At 51.1% G+C, this 16,661-nt stretch carries 13 protein-coding genes; 9 read left to right on the top strand and 4 right to left on the bottom strand.

Translation table 11 applies throughout. The features are described 5' to 3' along the window. The first annotated feature begins 37 nt into the window (after positions 1 to 37). From adiA to pmrB, 6 genes are all read left to right on the top strand, one after another. Positions 38 to 2,305, top strand: a complete 2,268-nt coding sequence (adiA, locus tag OGY17_RS14105; RefSeq protein ID WP_286607636.1) for an arginine decarboxylase — start codon at positions 38 to 40, stop codon at positions 2,303 to 2,305. A 314-nt stretch (positions 2,306 to 2,619) separates the two neighbouring features. Continuing rightward, a complete protein-coding gene (locus tag OGY17_RS14110; protein ID WP_008786968.1) occupies positions 2,620 to 3,381 on the top strand; it encodes an AraC family transcriptional regulator in 762 nt (253 codons plus the stop codon). Positions 3,382 to 3,508: 127 nt separating this feature from the next. Further along, entirely contained in the window at positions 3,509 to 4,846 is a 1,338-nt protein-coding gene (gene adiC / locus OGY17_RS14115; protein WP_234103561.1) for an arginine/agmatine antiporter, read from the top strand. Positions 4,847 to 4,992: 146 nt separating this feature from the next. Next, positions 4,993 to 6,630 (top strand): phosphoethanolamine transferase EptA, encoded by a 1,638-nt coding sequence (eptA, locus tag OGY17_RS14120; RefSeq protein WP_048236317.1) that lies wholly within the window; start codon positions 4,993 to 4,995, stop codon positions 6,628 to 6,630. Between the two features lie 4 nt (positions 6,631 to 6,634). After that, the gene (gene pmrA, locus OGY17_RS14125; protein WP_008786966.1) at positions 6,635 to 7,303 is read left to right on the top strand and encodes a two-component system response regulator PmrA; all 669 of its coding nucleotides are present in this window, start codon (positions 6,635 to 6,637) and stop codon (positions 7,301 to 7,303) included. Further along, the gene (pmrB, locus tag OGY17_RS14130; RefSeq protein WP_071445611.1) at positions 7,304 to 8,386 is read left to right on the top strand and encodes a two-component system sensor histidine kinase PmrB; all 1,083 of its coding nucleotides are present in this window, start codon (positions 7,304 to 7,306) and stop codon (positions 8,384 to 8,386) included. Here the strand turns inward: pmrB and pmrR are convergent. Both pmrR and proP read right to left on the bottom strand, forming a co-directional pair. Beyond that, positions 8,380 to 8,469 carry an LpxT activity modulator PmrR gene (pmrR, locus tag OGY17_RS14135; protein WP_003826741.1) on the bottom strand — a complete coding sequence of 30 codons (90 nt, stop codon included), beginning with the start codon at positions 8,467 to 8,469 and terminating at the stop codon, positions 8,380 to 8,382. The genes pmrB and pmrR overlap by 7 nt on opposite strands. A 149-nt stretch (positions 8,470 to 8,618) precedes the next feature. After that, positions 8,619 to 10,121, bottom strand: coding sequence for a glycine betaine/L-proline transporter ProP (gene proP / locus OGY17_RS14140; RefSeq protein WP_003826737.1), 1,503 nt, complete (start codon positions 10,119 to 10,121; stop codon positions 8,619 to 8,621). Positions 10,122 to 10,820: 699 nt separating this feature from the next. On the opposite strand from proP, the gene kdgT reads away from it, so the two are divergent. Beyond that, the gene (gene kdgT, locus OGY17_RS14145; protein ID WP_128317538.1) at positions 10,821 to 11,819 is read left to right on the top strand and encodes a 2-keto-3-deoxygluconate transporter; all 999 of its coding nucleotides are present in this window, start codon (positions 10,821 to 10,823) and stop codon (positions 11,817 to 11,819) included. Between the two features lie 30 nt (positions 11,820 to 11,849). Here kdgT and OGY17_RS14150 read toward each other — a convergent pair whose 3' ends face one another. After that, positions 11,850 to 12,743 (bottom strand): diguanylate cyclase regulator RdcB family protein, encoded by an 894-nt coding sequence (locus OGY17_RS14150; protein ID WP_003826733.1) that lies wholly within the window; start codon positions 12,741 to 12,743, stop codon positions 11,850 to 11,852. Next, positions 12,740 to 15,097 (bottom strand): clamp-binding protein CrfC, encoded by a 2,358-nt coding sequence (crfC, locus tag OGY17_RS14155; RefSeq protein ID WP_286607623.1) that lies wholly within the window; start codon positions 15,095 to 15,097, stop codon positions 12,740 to 12,742. Before crfC ends, OGY17_RS14150 begins: the two co-directional genes overlap by 4 nt. Before the next feature lie 541 nt (positions 15,098 to 15,638). Between crfC and OGY17_RS14160 the strand changes: the two genes are divergently transcribed. Further along, positions 15,639 to 15,974 (top strand): zinc ribbon domain-containing protein YjdM, encoded by a 336-nt coding sequence (locus OGY17_RS14160; RefSeq protein ID WP_003031835.1) that lies wholly within the window; start codon positions 15,639 to 15,641, stop codon positions 15,972 to 15,974. A gap of 139 nt (positions 15,975 to 16,113) precedes the next feature. Then, on the top strand, positions 16,114 to 16,563 hold the full coding sequence (yjdN, locus tag OGY17_RS14165) for a VOC family metalloprotein YjdN (RefSeq protein WP_032942129.1): 450 nt from the start codon (positions 16,114 to 16,116) through the stop codon (positions 16,561 to 16,563). Positions 16,564 to 16,661 lie beyond the last annotated feature (98 nt).

Consider the following 16,661-nt stretch of genomic DNA (forward strand, 5'->3'; position numbering starts at 1 on the left):
CATAGATTGCAACCTTTCCACAACCGGGTAAAAGATGATGAAAGTATTAATTGTTGAAAGTGAGTTTCTGCATCAGGACACCTGGGTCGGTAGCGCTGTCGAACGTCTGGCTGACGCATTAAGCCGCCAAAATGTTACCGTCATTAAGTCCACCTCATTCGACGATGGTTACGCAATCCTCGCCGCCAATGAAGCCATTGATTGCCTGATGTTCAGCTATCAAATGGAACAACAAGACGAGCACCTGAACGTCAGGCAATTGATCGGCAAGCTCCACGAGCGCCAGCAAAACGTTCCCGTTTTCCTGCTGGGCGATCGCGAAAAAGCCACCGCATCGCTGGATCGCGACCTGCTGGAGCTTGTCGATGAATTCGCCTGGATTCTGGAAGATACCGCAGACTTTATCGCCGGTCGCGCCGTTGCGGCGATGACCCGCTACCGCCAACAACTTCTGCCACCGCTGTTCAGCGCACTGATGAAGTACGGCGACATCCATGAATACTCCTGGGCAGCACCGGGTCACCAGGGCGGCGTCGGATTCACCAAAACACCGGCCGGTCGTTTCTACCATGATTACTATGGTGAAAACTTATTCCGTAGCGACATGGGTATTGAACGTGCATCGCTCGGCTCGCTGCTGGATCATACCGGCGCGTTTGGCGAGAGCGAAAAATATGCCGCCCGCGTGTTTGGCGCTGATCGCTCCTGGTCCGTGGTGGTCGGGACTTCCGGCTCTAACCGCACCATCATGCAGGCTTGTATGACCGACAACGACGTCGTGGTGCTGGATCGTAACTGCCATAAATCCATCGAGCAGGGGCTTATCCTCACCGGGGCAAAACCGGTGTACATGGTGCCAAGCCGCAACCGGTACGGCATTATCGGGCCTATCTACCCGCAGGAAATGCAGCCTGAAACATTGCAGAAAAAGATCAGCGAAAGCCCGCTGACCAAAGGTAAAGCCGGGCAAAAACCGTCTTACAGCGTTGTGACCAACTGTACCTACGACGGTGTTTGCTACAACGCCAAAGAGGCCCAGGACCTGCTCGCGCAAACCAGCGATCGCATCCACTTCGATGAGGCCTGGTATGGCTATGCTCGCTTCAACCCAATTTACGCCGATCACTACGCCATGCGTGGCGCGCCGGGCGATCATAACGGTCCTACCGTTTTTGCCACCCACTCGACCCACAAACTGCTGAATGCGCTTTCTCAGGCATCTTACATTCACGTTCGTGAAGGTCGTGGGGCCGTGAACTTCTCCCGCTTTAACCAGGCGTACATGATGCACGCCACTACCTCTCCGCTGTATGCCATCTGTGCTTCAAACGACGTGGCGGTCTCCATGATGGACGGTAACAGCGGCCTGTCGCTCACCCAAGAAGTGATCGACGAAGCGGTCGATTTCCGTCAGGCCATGGCACGGTTGTACAAAGAATTCACCGCCGAAGGCGACTGGTTCTTCAAACCGTGGAACAAAGAGATTGTGACCGATCCGCAGACCGGCAAAACCTATGACTTTGCCGATGCGCCAACCCAACTCCTGACCACCGACCAGAACTGCTGGGTAATGCGCCCGGGTGAATCCTGGCACGGATTTAAAGACCTGCCGGATAACTGGAGCATGCTGGACCCGATCAAAGTCAGCATTCTGGCTCCGGGGATGGGCGACGATGGTGAACTGGAAGAGAACGGCGTACCGGCTGCACTGGTCACCGCCTGGCTTGGCCGTCACGGCATCGTGCCGACCCGTACCACCGATTTCCAGATTATGTTCCTGTTCTCCATGGGGATTACCCGCGGGAAATGGGGCACACTGATCAACACGTTGTGCTCTTTCAAACACCATTACGATGCCAATACCCCGCTGGCACAGGTGATGCCAGAACTGGTTGAGGAACATCCAGACACTTACGTCAACATGGGCATTCACGATCTGGGCGACACCATGTTCGCCTGGCTGAAAGAGAACAACCCAGGCGCACGTCTTAACGCGGCTTACTCCGGCCTGCCTGTTGCTGAAATCACCCCGCGTGAAGCCTATAACGCGATAGTCAGCGATAACGTTGAGATGGTGGCCATTGAAAATCTGCCGGGTCGTATAGCCGCGAATTCCGTTATTCCTTACCCACCAGGAATTCCGATGCTGCTGTCCGGGGAAAACTTTGGCGACGCCAATAGCCCGCAGATTAGTTATCTACGTTCGTTGCAGTCCTGGGACCACCACTTCCCTGGATTTGAACATGAAACCGAAGGAACGGAAATTATTGACGGTGTGTACCACGTTATGTGCGTGAAAGCATAATGTCGTTTTATAGATAGTCCGATGTTTAAGGTAGACATGTCATGCTTGAGTAATTCCTGAGTATTGCTGCAAAACAATAACATTGTCATACCTTTTTGCGCGGGACCACCCCGCGCTTTTTTTATACGCAAATAGCGCCTTTCCACTTGCGTACAAAAATGTGTACATAAGAAAAATCCCGCCAAACATTGTAATTAATTTCAGACACGTTATTTTATTGCAGTCCTGGTTTCATCATACAATTTCAATTTAGCCGATTTGGCTCATCTGATGTTGAGCTACGGTGTTTTATGTTCATATTCCTGGAGTTGGGTATGAGGCTTTGCAGCAAAGAAGCTTGTGTTGTTGTATTAACGGAGAAGGATGTTTGGTTAAGGATTAACGGTAAAGAAGCCATCAGTTTAAAAGCTAATCATATGGCGCTGGTGGCATGCGATAATAATATTATCGATTTCTCATCACTTAATAACGCATTGGTCGTACATATCAGCCGCGATATCATTAAAGATTATCTGCGCTTTTTAAATAAAGACCTTTCACAGATCCCACTCTGGCAACGCAGTGCCAGCCCAGTGATGACCGCCGCGTGTCTGACGCCGGATGTCTTCAGGGTGGCTGCCCAACACAGCGTAATGGACACAGTGAACGAAGCTGAAAGAGAGCGTACGCGCTCGCTACTGTTCACGGTGTTATCACGCTTTCTCGACAGCAAAAAGTTTATTTCTTTGCTCATGTATATGCTGCGCAACTGTATCAGCGATAGCGTTTATCACATTATTGAGAGCGATATACATAAAGACTGGAATTTAAGCATGGTTGCCAGTTGCTTATGCCTGAGTCCCAGTTTGTTAAAGAAAAAGCTCAAAAGTGAAAATACAAGTTACAGCCAAATAATTACCACATGTCGCATGCGATATGCCGTCAATCAATTACTGATGGACGGCAAAAACATTTCTCAGGTCTCTCAACTGTGTGGATATAACAGTACCTCATACTTTATCTCCGTATTCAAAGAGTTCTATGGGATGACGCCTCTGCATTATGTTAGCCAACATAGGGAGCCATCCGCCGCCTGATTTTTAATCAGTTAGCGATAAGCCATAATAATATCAGCATTAGCGATACCCCAGCTCCGTCATCATTAAATAGACTTTTGACGAGGTATGATAAGGCGTCATTTATCCTTATCAGGAGTTAAAAAATATGTCGACGGATGCTGATGCTCACAAAGTGGGCTTAATCCCCGTCACCCTTATGGTGTCGGGGAATATTATGGGTTCCGGTGTATTCCTGCTACCCGCAAACCTTGCGTCAACTGGCGGGATTGCAATCTACGGATGGTTGGTCACGATTATCGGTGCTCTGGCACTGTCGATGGTGTACGCCAAAATGTCGTCCTTAGACTCCAGTCCCGGTGGTTCTTATGCTTACGCCCGCCGCTGCTTCGGTCCTTTTTTGGGCTACCAGACCAACGTGCTGTACTGGCTGGCCTGCTGGATTGGTAACATCGCCATGGTGGTCATTGGCGTCGGTTATCTGAGCTACTTCTTCCCCATCTTAAAAGATCCGCTGGTCCTGACGCTAACCTGCGTCGTAGTGCTGTGGATCTTCGTATTACTGAACATTGTCGGACCGAAAATGATCACCCGCGTGCAGGCCGTCGCAACGGTACTGGCACTGGTGCCAATTGTCGGGATTGCCGTCTTCGGCTGGTTCTGGTTCCGCGGTGAAACCTATATGGCAGCCTGGAACGTCAGCGGGATGAACACCTTCGGCGCGATTCAAAGCACTCTGAACGTCACCTTGTGGTCATTTATCGGGGTGGAAAGCGCCTCCGTTGCGGCTGGCGTGGTTAAAAATCCCAAACGTAACGTACCTATCGCCACCATGGGCGGCGTGCTGATTGCCGCTGTTTGTTACGTGCTCTCCACCACCGCAATCATGGGTATGATCCCTAACGCGGCGCTGCGTGTATCAGCCTCTCCGTTCGGTGATGCCGCACGTATAGCGCTGGGTGACACCGCTGGGGCGATAGTTTCCTTCTGTGCTGCTGCCGGGTGTCTTGGTTCTCTGGGCGGCTGGACGCTGCTTGCCGGGCAAACCGCCAAAGCCGCAGCCGATGACGGCCTGTTCCCACCAATTTTTGCCCGCGTGAACAAAGCCGGTACGCCAGTGGCCGGGTTAATTATCGTCGGCATCCTGATGACCATCTTCCAGTTCAGCAGCATGTCGCCGAACGCAGCGAAAGAGTTTGGTCTGGTCTCTTCGGTCTCCGTTATCTTCACCCTGGTGCCGTATCTGTATACCTGCGCCGCGCTGCTGCTGCTCGGCCATGGTCACTTTGGTAAAGCACGCCCGATGTACTTACTGGTGACCTTTATCGCCTTTGTCTACTGCATCTGGGCGGTTGTCGGTTCCGGCGCCAAAGAAGTGATGTGGTCGTTCGTCACGCTGATGATCATCACCGCGCTGTACGCACTGAACTACAACCGGATCCATAAAAACCCGTATCCACTGGATGCACCAGTGAACAATAACTAACTTAAGCAATCGTCATTGCCCGATGGCGTCAGTTCATCGGGCCTCCGCTGCCTCGCTGATATTCGAAAAATCAACATTAAGAACTTAAGGTTGGCTTAATTTTACTTTGAGAGGATTTGCGCCACATAGTCGATGGAACCCCCTTAATGTTAAAGCTCTTGTTTAAAAGGCCCACTCTCGGGCTAATCAGCTGGCTTCTGCTGATCTCATTTTATCTTGCGACCTTCCTGAACATTGCGTTCTATAAACAAGTGCTGCAAGACCTGCCTCTGGACTCTGTGCGTAACGTGCTGGTGTTTTTATCAATGCCGGTCGTCGCGTTCAGCGTCATGAACATCGTGCTGACGCTGGCCTCATTCCTGTGGCTTAATCGCCTGGTGGCGTGCATTTTCATTCTGGTTGGCGCATCGGCCCAATATTTCATCATGACCTACGGCATCATCATCGACCGCTCGATGATCGCTAATATGATGGACACTACGCCCGCCGAAACCTTTGCTTTGCTGACGCCGCAAATGCTCATCACGCTCGGGGTGAGCGGCATTCTGGCCGCGCTCATTGCCTGCTGGGTAAAAATCAAACCGATCACGCCAGTCATGCGCAGCATACTGTTTCGTGGCGCGAACATTCTGATCTCCGCGCTGCTGATCGTGCTGGTCGCTGCGTTCTTCTATAAAGATTACGCCTCACTGTTTCGCAACAACAAAGAACTGGTGAAATCCCTCAGTCCATCCAACAGCATTGTGGCGACGTCATCCTGGTATTCACACCAGCGACTGGCCCACCTGCCGCTGGTGCGCATTGGCGAGGATGCACATCGCAATCCGTTGATGGTGAAAGAAAAGCGTAAGAACCTGACGATTGTGGTTCTCGGCGAGACCTCGCGCGGCGATAACTTCTCCCTGTCAGGCTACTCGCGCCAGACCAACCCGCTGCTGGAAAAAGATGATGTGGTCTATTTCCCCCGCACCACATCCTGCGGAACGGCAACGGCAGTATCAGTACCCTGCATGTTCTCGGATATGCCACGCGCGCACTACGACGAAGAACTGGCACAGCATCAGGAAGGCGTACTCGACATCATTCAGCGGGCGGGAATTAACGTTCTGTGGAACGATAACGACGGCGGCTGCAAAGGGGCTTGCGACCGGGTTCCACACCAGAATATGACTAAGCTGAACCTGCCAGGGCAGTGTATTGACGGCGAATGCTACGATGAAGTCCTGTTCCACGGGCTGGAAGAGTACATTAATAATCTGCAAGGCGACGGCGTGATTGTGCTGCATACCATCGGCAGCCACGGTCCGACCTATTACAACCGCTATCCTGCGCAGTTTAAGAAATTTACGCCAACCTGCGATACCAACGAAATCCAGACCTGTTCGCAGCAACAGTTGGTCAATACTTACGACAACACCATTCTTTACGTTGACTATATTGTTGATAAAGCGATCAATATACTGAAAGAGCATCAGGATAATTTCACCACCAGCCTGGTCTATCTTTCCGATCACGGCGAATCCTTAGGGGAAAATGGCGTCTATTTGCACGGCCTGCCGTATTCGATTGCACCAGATACGCAAAAACATGTGCCGATGCTGCTGTGGCTCTCCGAGGATTATCAGCAACGCTATCAGGTCTCTCAGACATGTTTGCAAAAACGGGCAAGCTCAGAAGACTTCTCGCAGGATAATCTCTTCTCAACTCTGCTGGGATTAACGGGCGTGCAAACACAGAAATATCAGGCGGCAGATGATATTCTGCAACCCTGCCGGGGAGGCTAAAAGAATGAAAATTCTGATTGTTGAAGACGACACGTTGTTACTACAGGGACTGATACTCGCTGCACAAACAGAAGGCTACGCCTGTGATGGCGTGTCAACCGCCCGTGCAGCCGAGCAGTGTCTGGAGACCGGACATTACAGTCTGGTTGTTCTGGACCTGGGCTTGCCGGATGAAGACGGCTTGCACTTCCTGACCCGCATCAGACAGAAGAAATACTCTCTCCCCGTGCTGATCCTCACCGCCCGTGACACGCTCAAAGACCGGGTCAGCGGGCTGGACGTGGGTGCCGATGACTATCTGGTCAAACCGTTCGCACTGGAAGAACTGCACGCCCGCATCCGGGCACTTCTGCGTCGCCACAACAATCAGGGTGAAAGTGAATTAATTGTCAGCAATCTGACGCTGAATATCGGTCGTCGCCAGGTGTGGATGGACGGACAAGAGGTTATCTTAACGCCGAAAGAATACGCGCTCCTGTCGCGTCTGATGCTCAAGGCAGGCAGTCCTGTTCACCGGGAAATTCTGTATAACGACATCTACAGTTGGGATAACGAACCGTCGACCAATACGCTGGAAGTCCACATCCATAATCTGCGCGATAAAGTGGGGAAATCACGTATCCGCACGGTCAGGGGATTTGGCTATATGCTGGTCGCCACTGAGGAAAGCTAAGTGAAGCTGCTGCAATATCTAAAACGACCTCTCCCTCTTCGCCAACGGTTAATACTGACGATCGGTCTAATTCTGCTGGTCTTTCAGCTCATTAGCACCTTCTGGTTGTGGCACGAAAGTACCGAGCAAATACAGTTATTCGAACAGGCGCTGCGCGATAACCGTAACAACGATCGCCACATCATGCATGAGATCCGCGAGGCTATCGCCAGCCTGATCGTCCCCGGCATCTTTATGGTCAGCCTGACGCTGCTAATTTGCTATCAGGCGGTGCGACGAATAACCCGCCCGCTGGCAGATCTGCAAAAAGAGTTAGAGGCGCGAGCAGCCGATAACCTGGCCCCGATTGAAATTCACAGCTCAACCGTTGAGATCCAGGCCGTTGTCTCAGCGCTCAATGACCTGGTAACGCGGCTGACCAGCACTATTGAAAACGAACGTTTATTTACCGCCGATGTCGCCCACGAACTGCGCACACCGCTGTCAGGCGTTCGCCTGCATCTGGAATTATTATCCAAAACCCATAAGGTCGACGTTACGCCGTTGATTGCCCGCCTTGATCAAATGATGGACAGCGTATCGCAGCTGCTGCAACTCGCCCGCGTCGGACAGTCGTTTTCGGCCGGGAGCTATCAGCATGTCAAACTGCTGGAGGACGTTATTCTGCCCTCTTACGATGAACTCAGCACCATGCTGGACCAACGTAAACAGACGCTGCTCCTGCCACAAAGCGCGGCGGACGTTGTCGTGCGTGGCGATGCTACGCTGTTGCGGATGCTGCTACGAAATCTGGTGGAAAACGCGCATCGTTATAGCCCGGAAGGCACCCATATTACGATTAGCCTGAACACTGAGCATGATGCCGTCCTGGCCGTCGAAGATGAAGGGCCGGGCATTGATGAAAGTAAATGCGGGGAGTTAAGTAAAGCATTCGTCCGAATGGACAGCCGTTTTGGTGGGATTGGGCTGGGGCTGAGTATTGTCAGTCGTATCACCCAGTTACATCAGGGTCATTTCTATCTGCAAAATCGCCAGGGAGCCAGCGGCACTCGCGCATGGGTGGAATTGGCGAAAAATCAGTAAGAGCTCACCCACACATACAAAAAGCTGCTGACGATCAGCACGCTGCACACGGTGGTCAAACTTTCATAAATACGGGTTTTCATGACACTCTCCTCCGAAACTATGGAGGAGAGTTTGCCTGACACAGATTAAGCCAACCTTAAGTTGATATCATAAGACACCTTATCCGGCCTACTGAGTACAATGCTGCCCGTAGGCCTGATAAACGTAGTGCCATCAGGCAATAACACCGTTACTCTTCAATACGCGGATGCTGCTGCACCAGACGCGTGCGCTTAACCTGTAGCTCAGCAATTTCCTGATCGATATCTTCGATTTTCTGTTCAATGTTATCGTAGTGTTCGCCGAGGATCTCTTTCGCTTCCTGAATATCCGAAGCAGCAGGTGTCGCTCCTTTCAGCGGCTGATTAGCCGTCTCTTTCATGGTCACGCCGGTAATTAAACCTACTACCGCAATCACCATCAGATAATAAGCAGGCATCATCAGATTCTGCGAGCTTTCCACCAGCCATGCGGCCAATGTCGGAGTCAGACCGGCGATCAATACCGAGATATTAAACGCGGCGGCCAGCGCACTGTAGCGAATATGCGTCGGGAACATCGCCGGTAACGTTGACGCCATCACCCCGGTAAAGCAGTTGAGGATCACCGCCAACATCAGCAACCCGGCGAAAATCAGGCCGATAACATTACTGTTAATCAGAATAAATGCCGGAATCGCCAGCACAAACAGCGCAATACTGCCCATGATCACAAACGGACGACGCCCGAAACGGTCGCTGAGCAACCCCATAATCGGCTGCACAAACAGCATACCAATCATGATGGCGATAATAATCAACACGCCGTGGTCTTCAGAGTAATGCAGGTTATGCGACAGATAGCTCGGCATATAGGTGAGCAGCATGTAGTAGGTGACGTTGGTGGCAATCACCAGACCAACACATGCCAACAGGCTGCGCCAGTGCTTAGTCGCAATCTCTTTAAACGAGACCTTAGGACCTTCCTGCAGACCCTGACGATCGCCCTGCTCCAGTTTATCCACGTGCTGCTGGAACGCCGGCGTCTCTTCCAGCGCATGGCGCAGGTACAGACCAATCAGCCCTAACGGTAGCGCCAGGAAGAACGGAATACGCCAGCCCCACTCAAGGAAGTTATCCTCGCCGACGATAGTTGAGATCAGGACCACCACGCCCGCGCCCAGCACAAACCCGGCAATCGAGCCGAAGTCCAGCCAACTGCCCATAAATCCGCGCTTACGGTCTGGCGAGTACTCTGCGACAAAAATCGATGCCCCGGTATACTCTCCGCCGACCGAGAACCCCTGCGCCATCTTACACAGCAACAGCAGAATCGGTGCCCAGATACCAATTGAGGCATAAGAGGGAATAAGACCGATACAGAATGTACTGATCGACATGATCACGATGGTGATAGCGAGTATCTTCTGACGACCGTATTTATCGCCGAGCATACCGAAGAACAATCCGCCAAGCGGTCGAATCAGAAAGGGAACAGAGAAGGTGGCGAGTGCAGCAACCATCTGCACGCTGGGGTCAGCCCCCGGGAAGAACACTTTACCTAATGCGTAAGCAACAAATCCATAAACACCAAAATCGAACCACTCCATCGCATTACCTAACGACGCTGCGGTAATGGCTTTTCGCAATTTACCGTCATCAATGATGGTAACGTCGCGCAGCGTTATCGGTTTTATTTTTTTCCTTTTTAGCATACTCGTCCTCATAGACTTAGCCCTGTCACGCTCCAGTTCGAGTCCCCTAACGCCTATGCGTCAGGGTCATCACCGAGCGGGGAATGCACAGGCGCATTCCCTGTAACAAGCGTAGCAGGTTTACTTACACTGACGAGAAACGCACAGTACAACCGAACCTGTTGACGCCTGATTGGGCGGTTAATGACCTCTTTACCCTAACAGCGTTTAAATTTGTGATCAACTTCACATATAGTTTTTCATTTCGTCAACATGCGTAAATTAGGTCATTCTTAGTCAGCTTTTTTACATGTAATGCTTGCGATTTACTGACAATTAAATACAAGAATAAATCGCTTTATTGCACCAACAATCACAGCGGTCACTATTATTCTGCTAGCAAAAAAACCACCTAATCCCTTCACAAAAAGATCACAGCTTTTTTAATAATCAGACCGACCTGGAACTTTTGCTCGGAATATGTGATGAAGATAACTAAAACATCGTTTTATTTTGATTGAATCAATGTTCCCATGAATGCAAACTAATTCCAGACGCAATATCCCTGGGAGCAGCAACACGCTCAACGTATGCCGCGTTAGATTTTATAAAACAAAGAGATAGCGATTTTCTTTGTTAAGAAATACCAGTAACCATTTGAATTTATTAATTTTTACCCTCTTGCGCGAGTTTTAGCAGCGACAAGACATGAGGACGTTTATGAAAATTAAAGCCACGATTGAACGCATCCCCGGCGGAATGATGTTGATTCCTCTGTTATTAGGCGCAGTGTTAAATACGTTAGCTCCGGATACCGGTGCGTATTTTGGTTCGTTTACCAAAGGAATGATCAGCGGAACGGTACCGATTCTGGCAGTGTGGTTTTTTTGTATCGGCGCATCTATTGATTTGCGGGCAACCGGTACGGTATTACGCAAGTCCGGTACGCTGGTAATAACCAAAATAGCCGTGGCGTGGGTAGTGGCAATGATTGCTGCTTCATTTATTCCTGATACCGGTATTCAAACTGGGTTCTTTGCAGGCCTCTCAGTTTTGGCAATTGTCTCCGCAATGGACATGACCAACGGTGGTTTGTACGCCAGCCTGATGAACCAGTACGGCACCAAAGAAGAGTCCGGCGCATTTGTGTTGATGTCTCTGGAATCCGGTCCGTTAATGACCATGGTGATCCTCGGCTCTGCGGGTCTGGCCTCCTTCGAGCCACACCATTTCATCGGCGCGGTATTACCGTTCCTGATTGGCTTTACGTTGGGCAACCTGGATCACGACCTGCGTTCTTTCTTCAGCAAAGCCACACCGGTGCTGATCCCGTTCTTCGGCTTCGCGTTGGGTAACACTATTAACCTGAGCGTGATCGTTGATACCGGTCTGCTGGGTATCATGCTGGGTGTCGCGGTTATCGTCATCACCGGTATCCCGCTGATTATTGCTGACCGTGTTATTGGTGGCGGGAACGGTACGGCAGGCGTCGCAGCCTCTTCAGCAGCAGGCGCTGCGGTAGCAAACCCGGTGATTATCGCCCAGATTAACCCAGCGTTCGAACCGGTTGCCGCATCCGCTACGGCGCTGGTTGCCGCCAGCGTAATTGTCACCGCCATTCTGGTGCCGATTATCACCGCGCTGTACGCCAAACGTTTTAATAAAAACCTGGTCGCCAACGAAGCGGTGGCCACCCCGGCAGACTCTCTGCACCACTAAACCTGCCTTTATCCTACTCACCAGCCCTGCTCAATTGACGAGCAGGGTCGGTGCAAAAATCTCCTCAACCATCGCATCGACCAGCCGCTTTGCCGAACACAATCGCGGCATCCCCAGCGCCACATTTTGCCAACGCTGCGTCACCGACCAGCTCACAGGATGACGTTGCGCATCGCACCAGCTCCCCAGCCAGCTCAGCATATCGTTATACTCGCCCGATCCGCCGACAGCTGGGGTGCTGAGCCAATGATGATAGTAATGACGCGTAGCAGGCGCTGCATTCACGCTATCCGCCAACGCCTGAGCCGCCATGGTTCGCAGGTTGTCTTTTAGCATTAACACCACATCGGCATTCGCTAACCGGCAGGCATCACCAAAAGCTCCCCAACGTAGCTCCTCCAGCGCGACAAAACAGCGTCCTGGTAACGACCAGCCGTCATACGCGCCAGCCCGCCAGCGGGTAAAAATTTGTTCGCTATGCTCGCCCGCCTGAACCGTCAGGCCGCGCTGGGTCAGCGCCTTCTCTTTATACGCCGCGCGTTGGGTAAACCAGTCAGTCAGTGAATTTATTTGCTGTAAAAGACCGGGGGTTGAAAGCCCACGCGGGTGTTCTGTTTGTTGCAAAAACATCAGCCCTTCGGCGATCCGTACCAGCGCCAGATGACCCGGGTCAATCATGCCTGCCAGCTTCTCCACCAGCTTAAGGCGCATCACCAGATGCTCGCTGGACACTCCCGCCATCACCCACGCACGCAGTTGCGTCTGGGATAACACTTCCTGCGTCAGACGCGCACGCAGCCGCTGCTGCTGTTGCAGAAAACCGCCGGAACGTTTGGTTTCATCTCCCTGAACCAGATCGACCATAAACTTCGGGTAGACACACTCCAGCGTCCTCCCGGGGCCTTCCAGTAAAACGTTAGTCATGTGTGCTCGGTTGCAAAAAGGGTATTGATATCGTCACGCAGCAATCGGGAATCTTCATAAAGCCATGCCGCAATCGTAATGCGCTGCTGCAATTGCTCATTCATTGCATTCACCGCGGATTCATTTTGTTGGCGTAGCGTCAGACTCTCACTCAGACTCGCCTGCAATTGCGCCAGGCACAGAGAGAAATCAGCAAAAAATGTGGCCATGCCAGCCGTAACGGAGATATCGACCTGAGCAGCTAAAGCTTTACGAATTTGTTGGCAAAACTGGGAGACGTACTGCACAAGGTTTTTATGCAATGCGCCCATATCAATGAGATAACGCGTTTTTGTTTCGACGTAATCATTCCATCCCCAGTTGGGTTGATTTAGCCAACGAGAGAAAGTGTCACGCACCACACCGCCAGTAGACGGCACATTTTCTGCCGGAATATCCTGCTCAATGGCCTCGTTAAACAATTGGCGGGTATTGAAATTAAACATCGCCGTATGGAACGCTGGAAAACGGATCCGCGCACGAAAACCGGCGTGGTTTAGCTCCTCTTTCACCCTTTGCTCAATTGGCCGCATCGCGTCATTTAGCGCCCGGGAGAGCGTCGACTCAAGCTGTTCAAAACGCAGGGCTAAGTCCCGGCTGATGCTTTCCTGCGCCGCCAGCAATACCCCCTCACAGGACGAGCGGATTTTATCTAACACAATTTTTGCCTGCCCTTCATCATGCAGCACCAACATCTCTCCGGCCATTTCTGCCGTATTCACAGCATTCCCCAGACCGTGTTGTGACATCATCAGGACGTTTTCTTTGACAAAGAACGTGTTGATACCGCAAAGAATCTCAGTCTGTTGCTCACTGAGATAGGCAGCGGCAGCCTCCAGCGCCAGTTCTACTTCATGGCTGACTTCATCGCTCACCCGCCCCTGGCTCACTTCTAACTGCTGCATATCCTCTTCAATATGCGTGATGTTCAGCCGCAGTTTGTCATAGGCGACCGTTAACCCGTGGGCGCGAAATTCCAGATATTCGTGCACGCTTTGTGCATAGTTCAATAACTTATGTGACGCAGAGCGAAGCGCATACAGCGAAGCATTAGCATAAGCGGCGTGGATCACTTTCTGAATTGGCTGTTCAAACAGCGAGTCTTCCCACAACAGGTCGGCGGCATGGCGGATGTGTTCCGTATCGTCAAGATCGGTGGTGCGCCAGCGTCTGCCAAGCGCCGCTTCGGCAAAATCCTGCACCCAACGTTGCTCCTGATGATCCGGCAGTCGCCCGCGCGTCGTCAGCTCATGACGCGCCCTGTTTGCCAGATAGCCCCACATTGAGGAGACCGGATAAATTCTTTCAGGGGCGATTCCGCCTTGCATCAATGTGCCGGAAATCAACGCCCGCACCTGGTCTTCATCGTCACTGTTGCGGTCTTTCTGATCGAACTTGTTCACCAGCGCATACAGAGGAACTGACTTGCCGACCGCCATAATCGCCTGACGCACTTCCTCATCGGAAATCGATTTCAGTTGGGTGTAATCCAACACCGCCAGCACCGCAGAGGCCCGCACCAGCTGTTCATTGAGCATTTTTTGTAAGTGCGGTTGTCCCGCCTCGTTCGGCCCCGGCGTATCCAGCAGCGTTAATTGCCCTGGGTAGCTTGCCTGTCCGGCCAAATGGACAAATTCAACTTCAATAACCGGAATATGCTCAATCGCAGCATAGGCAGCAAAAGGAAAATCAACGTCCAATGCTTTTGACAGGCGCACCAGGTCGTTCAGGCTTTTAAGGCAATGGAAAATAGGCTGTGCGCCAAGATAATACCGTTCAAATGCCACACCATTTTCAATATGTTGCAGCAGGACATTCATATCCTTGTCAATTTCGAGGGTCTGCGTAAGACGCAGGCGATCGCACTCGCGCACGCGCTGCTGCAAAACCTTCATTAAGGCATCGATCGGCGCGACATGTGAAAAATGCAGCACCGGCTCTTTCTGCCCCGGCGTATGGCGTATTAGCGTTGGTAACGCCGTCATGGGGCGATTACGATTAGGTAACACCTCTGTCCCCACAATCGCGTTAATCGTCGTCGATTTTCCCGCTTTCATCGTGCCAACAATCGCCAGCACCATTTCCAGACGCGTAATCTTGCGCAGCTCATTATTGAGCGTTGCTTGCTGGACATCCATGCCACGCGCGCTGAAATGCAGGGGCTGAACAACCTGACTGCTATGCTCTCCTTGTTTTAGCGCGACATCATCCAACGACGTCATAGGCAATTTTTGCAATTGCCTGAGATGTTCAAGCGAGAGCATCAGCAAGCGTTCCGCTTCCTGACTTAATTCATATATTGTCTGTGTGTGCATGGAAAATTTTTCCTTAACGCAAATGGCATTGCTTTTATTTAGCCCAATCGTTTTATTTATAGATTTTTTGGCTTTTATAATTACGTATAGAAATAATTAAAATCAAAACAACCAATTGATATTATTAAAATAAATTTGGTGTATAACCGCTGGCCTGATGCCTCTCACTTATGAAAATAAGTAAGAAAGATAGACAGCGTAGTTCAGTTTTAAAAAATGCCAGCGGAATCCCCCTACTAAATTTAAGGGGTTCAATGATATTCAATCACAATGACTTAGGCATTTCTAAGCAATGTTACCTATGAATATCAGATATTTCGCCTCACCTTATCTTAAATATCTAAGCGTAGCAATTTCCCTTAAAAAATATTCCGCCATACTTTCATTGAGGTGAAAGCAGAGGGTCTTTACAGCAGATCATTTTGCGTAATCGCGCAGTAGTCCCGACAAATGCAGGGATTTTATGTATAATTGCGGCCTTTTTCGGCAATCTGCCATTTTTTGGGCGCATTTGCCCCTGCTGACTTTTGAGGAAATCCACATGTCATTACCACACTGCCCGCAATGCAACTCCGAATACACTTACGAAGATAACGGCATGTTCATCTGCCCGGAATGCGCTCACGAATGGAACGATGCTGAACCGGCGCAGGACAGCGACGAACTGATCGTTAAAGATGCCAACGGCAACCTGCTGGCTGACGGCGACAGCGTTACCGTCGTGAAAGACCTGAAGGTAAAAGGTAGCTCTTCCATGCTGAAGATTGGTACCAAAGTGAAAAACATTCGTCTGGTTGAAGGTGACCACAACATCGATTGCAAAATCGATGGCTTTGGCCCAATGAAGCTGAAATCTGAGTTTGTGAAAAAGAACTGATGCCAATTGCCTGATAGAGCGACGCTAATCAGGTCAACTCCAGCTCATCTGCCAGGCGGGAAGCTCATACTTCCCGCCTGGTTTATTTTTGCAGACGCTAACTACACTTAATTGGCTTCTTTTACCTGAGGTAAAGATTATGCCGTTAAGTCCCTATATCTCCTTTGCAGGCAACTGCGCTGACGCTATCGCCTACTATCAAAAAACGCTAGGCGCTGAGCTACTCTACAAAATCAACTTCGGTGAAATGCCCAAATCGGCGCAGGATAGCGAAGATGGTTGCCCTTCAGGCTTGAAATTCCCCGACACCGCCATCGCCCACGCCAACCTGCGCGTTGCGGGCAGTGACATCATGATGAGCGATAGCGCCCCGGACGGAAATGCTCACTACTCTGGCTTCACGCTGGTGCTCGACACGCAAAACGTCGATGAAGGCAAACGCTGGTTTGATAACCTGGCAGCAAACGGAAAAATCGAAATGGACTGGCAGGAAACCTTCTGGGCCCACGGTTTCGGTAAAGTGAGCGACCAGTATGGCGTGCCGTGGATGATCAACGTCGTCAAACAACAGCAACCCCCTACAGAGTAATCCAACGGGAGGCCAGCCCTCCCGTACTGTCATCAAACAGCGCTCAACTCTTCATCGTCGAGTAACCATCCCTTAACGAAAACGTCACATTGATCCGC

Source organism: Citrobacter sp. Cpo126, assembly GCF_030332445.1.
GTDB lineage: Bacteria > Pseudomonadota > Gammaproteobacteria > Enterobacterales > Enterobacteriaceae > Citrobacter > Citrobacter portucalensis.